Origin of the sequence: Brevundimonas sp. (assembly GCF_036402095.1) — a bacterium.
GTDB lineage: Bacteria > Pseudomonadota > Alphaproteobacteria > Caulobacterales > Caulobacteraceae > Brevundimonas.
The window spans coordinates 1-3,552 of record NZ_DASWTO010000134.1 but is presented as its reverse complement, the minus strand read 5'-3'; the positions used below and the strand labels follow the sequence as shown (position 1 = coordinate 3,552).

At 72.0% G+C, this 3,552-nt stretch carries 3 protein-coding genes; all 3 read right to left on the bottom strand.

Annotated features, from left to right (window positions below; all coding sequences use genetic code 11):
* Window positions 1-176: 176 nt before the first annotated feature.
* The gene (locus tag VGD32_RS09660; protein WP_331031679.1) at window positions 177-866 is read right to left on the bottom strand and encodes a response regulator; all 690 of its coding nucleotides are present in this window, start codon (window positions 864-866) and stop codon (window positions 177-179) included.
* Complete coding sequence (locus VGD32_RS09655) at window positions 863-1,249, bottom strand: response regulator (protein ID WP_331031678.1); 387 nt, start codon at window positions 1,247-1,249, stop codon at window positions 863-865. The genes VGD32_RS09660 and VGD32_RS09655 overlap by 4 nt, the downstream gene beginning before the upstream one ends.
* Window positions 1,246-3,552 (bottom strand): response regulator (locus VGD32_RS09650; protein ID WP_331031677.1); only part of this gene is annotated, 2,307 nt, incomplete at its 5' end. The genes VGD32_RS09650 and VGD32_RS09655, both read right to left, overlap by 4 nt.

The following is a 3,552-nucleotide window of genomic DNA, read 5'->3' as shown; positions in this document are numbered from 1 at the left end:
GACGCGGCAGCCGGCCTGCTGGAAGGCATGGCCGAGGGCCCGAAGCATGACAGCGTCATCCTCGATCAGGAGGACGACCTTGCCGTCGAGGACCGGGTTCACGTCGGGCGGATTCGGTGTCGTCATGATCCCTCAGGTGATGGCGGGGCCGGGGCGGCCGGCAAGGGCCGGGGCGGTCAAGTCACAGGCTGGTCCAGCGCGTGCCGGACCGTGGCGGCCAAGGCGTCGCGCCGATAGGGTTTGGGCAGGAAGGGGTGGCCCGGAGCAGCGGCGGATGCGGCTTCCCGGCCGCCCTTGCCGGACGTGAACAACACCCGCAGGCCGGGTCGGCGCGAACGGACCGCGCGCGCCAGCGCCTCGCCGCCGGCCTCGCCCGGGAGAGTCAGGTCGGTGAACAGCAGGTCGATAGGGGGCAGGGTCTCCAGCCGCGCCAGCACGTCATCCCCACCGGCCGCCACAAGCACCCGGTAGCCGAGCCGCCGAAGCTGGCGTTCGGCATGCGCGCGCAGCAGTTCGTCGTCCTCGACGATCAGGATGGTCTCGCCGCCGCCGGCGGCGGCGACGGGCGTTTCCGTGAGCGAGGCCGCCGGCTCGACAGCGCAGACGCCGGCCAGCCGGGCGGCAAGAGCCTCGAGCAGATCGCGCCCGGGGCGGCGTCCGGCCGTGAAGGCCAGGTCGACGTCCCGCGCTGCGAGGCCGACCTCGGCGTATCCGAACAGGGCGGCGGAGCCGGCCAGCTTGTGCGCCGTCGCCTCGACCTCCGGGGCGGCGACGTCATCAGCGGCGAGGTGACGCCGGAGCAGATCCAGGTCCCGGGCGGCGCGTTCGCGAAACCGCGCCTGCAGCGGCTCCATGCCGGCGTTCATCCCGCCGCGCCCGCGAGGGTGTCGCGCACCGAGGCGGCGAGGCTCATCGGGTCGAACGGCTTGACGATGACGCCGATGGCGCCGAGGCCGATGTAGCGGTTCAGTTCCGAGGACTGGGCCCGCGCGGTCATGAAGATGACCGGCGTGGTCCCGTGTCCCGGCAACTGGCGCAGGCGCGTCAGGACGCCCGGTCCGTCGAGCTCGGGCATCATGACGTCCAGCAGGATGACGTCAGGCCGCAGGCCGCCCTCGAGCAGGGCCAGGGCTTCGGCTCCCGAGGCGGCGGAGGTCAGGGACATCCCGTCGTCGAGGTCCAGCGACATGGCCGCCACCTCGCGGATGTCAGGCTCGTCGTCGACGTGAAGCACGTGCAGGCGGGTCATCGGGAAGTCTCCCGCGGGCTGGAGGTGAGATCCCGCACCGTCCGCGTCAGCCCCGCCAGGGACGTGCGCGACTTGACCAGCACGGCGTCGACCCGATCAGCCAGGGTGGCGTCCATTTCCTGCGCCGAATAGACGACCACGGGGACGTTCGATCCATAGGCCGCGTCGAGGTCGGGCAGCAGTTCGAGGCCGGAACCGTCAGGCAGGCCGAGATCGAGGATGATCAGATCCGGGCGCCGCTCGCGGAGCATCGCCCGCGCCACCGACAGGTTGTCGGCCGTGATCAGGTCGGCGATCTCCGCCAGGGCGGAGGCGGTGACCTCGAGCGTGTCGCGGTCGTCGTCGACATGCAGGATCAGCGGCCGGTCGGAACGGCGCTGGAGGATGGCCGTGACGGCCGAGCGCAGTCTCGCCTGATCGAACGGCTTGGCCAGCCAGTCGAGAACCTCGAGGGATCCGCCCCGCTCCTGGCCGTCGGCGACGTTGCCGGACACCACGACCACCGGCAGGTGGCGCGTGGCGTCGTCCTCGCGCAGCGCGCGGATCAGGGCCACCCCGTCCATGTCCGGCAGGTGCAGATCGACCAGCACAGCCGCGTACCAGCCGGTGCGGGCGGCCCTGAGGGTCTGGTCCCCGGTGCCGACCACGTCGGCGGCGAAACCGTCGTGCTCAAGCATCTGCCGCAGCATTTCGCCGGCCAGGGCGTCGTCCTCGCAGATCAGCAGCCGCGGCGCGTCCTGCGGCACGGCGAGGTCACCGCTGGAGAGGGGCAGTTCGAGGTGGAAGGTGGCGCCGGCTCCGGGCGGCGACTCGAACCACAGCCGGCCGCCGTGCCGTTCGGTGATCTCGCGGGCGATGGCGAGGCCGAGGCCGGTGCCGCCCTTGGCCCGGGTGCCGGAGCCGTCCGCCTGGGCGAATTTCGAGAAGATGCGGGCCCGGAAGGCTTCCGGAACGCCGGGGCCCTCGTCGCGCACGCTGAGGCGGGCGATGCGGGCCCGGGGATCGACCGACACCGACACCACGCCGCCAGTCGGCGAGAATTTGCAGGCGTTGGAGAGCAGGTTGGTGACCACCTGCATCAGCCGGTCGGCGTCGCCCCGCACCGGAGCCGGTTCGCCCGCCTCGAGCGAGAGGCCGACGCCGAGTTCGTCCGCCAGGCCGCGCATCGCCTCGACCGAACGGGCGGCGATGTCGCCGAGGTCAACGACGGCCAGGTCCAGGGTGAGCTTGCCGGACTCGATCTTCTCGATGTCGAGGATGTCGTTGATGAGCCGCACCAGACGCTGGCTGTTGGCGTGGGCGATGCCGACGAGACGGGCCGCCTTCTCCGGCAGGGGTCCCGCCGCGCCGCCCGCCAGCAGACCCAGCGACCCGGCGATCGAGGTCAGCGGCGTCCGCAGTTCATGGCTGACGGTGGAGACGAACTCCTCCTTCATCTCCTCGACCCGGCGCCGGGCGGAGATGTCGCGCACCACGGCGACAACATGCGGGCCGGTCGGGAGGTTCATCACGCCGAGACCGACATCGGCGGGGAAGGTCTCGCCGTTGCGGCGCCGTCCTGTCAGCTCGCGCACGACACCGCCGGCGAGGGCGCGACGGGAGGCGCCGAGCCGTGACATGAAGACGCCCTCGCCATCCTGGGCGAGATCGAGCAGCAGCGAGACGTCGCGGCGGTCCAGCTCGGCGGCGTCATAGCCGAACAGGGCCTCCGCCGCCGCGTTCACAGTCTCGATGCTGCCGCTGGGATTGAGGGTGATCATGGCGTCGCCCGCGCTCTCGAAGGCGTTGCGGGCCCGCTCGGCGGTGGCGGCGGCCTGCAGCGCGCGATCCAGCTTCGACAGGACCGCGGCGATGGGCAGGGTGGTCAGCGGCAGGGTGGCGAGGCCGAGTTGCAGGTGGAACAGCTCGGTCTGCAGATCAGGGTGTCCGGCGGAGACGCTGCCCAGCCCCGCCAGGTGCAGGCCAAGGGCGAGCAGACCCGTCCACAGCACCGCGCTCGCGGCGCCGACTGCGCCGAAGCGCAGGGTGGCGAGGACGGCCAGCGGCGCGGTCAGGGCGATCAGGGCGGGCTCCAGCGGCACCAGAAGCCAGACGGCCGCAGAGAGCGCGAGGAAGAGCGAAACGGCGATCAGGGCGTCGGTCCGCGAGCGCCACAGCGCCAGGCGGTCGCGCGTCATGACCACCCCGAACGGCACGATGATCATCATGCTCAGGGCGTCGGTGACCCAGGAGAGCCAGACCGCCTCGATGAAGGTGTAGTCGGTGGCGTAGAGGATGACCGGAGCCGCCGCCAGGGCGCCGAC

Excerpts from the sequence above, each read along its gene's own strand:
- VGD32_RS09660 (WP_331031679.1), bottom strand. The coding sequence starts at position 866 with ATGAACGCCGGCATGGAGCCGCTGCAGGCGCGGTTTCGCGAACGCGCC.
- VGD32_RS09655 (WP_331031678.1), bottom strand. The coding sequence starts at position 1,249 with ATGACCCGCCTGCACGTGCTTCACGTCGACGACGAGCCTGACATCCGC.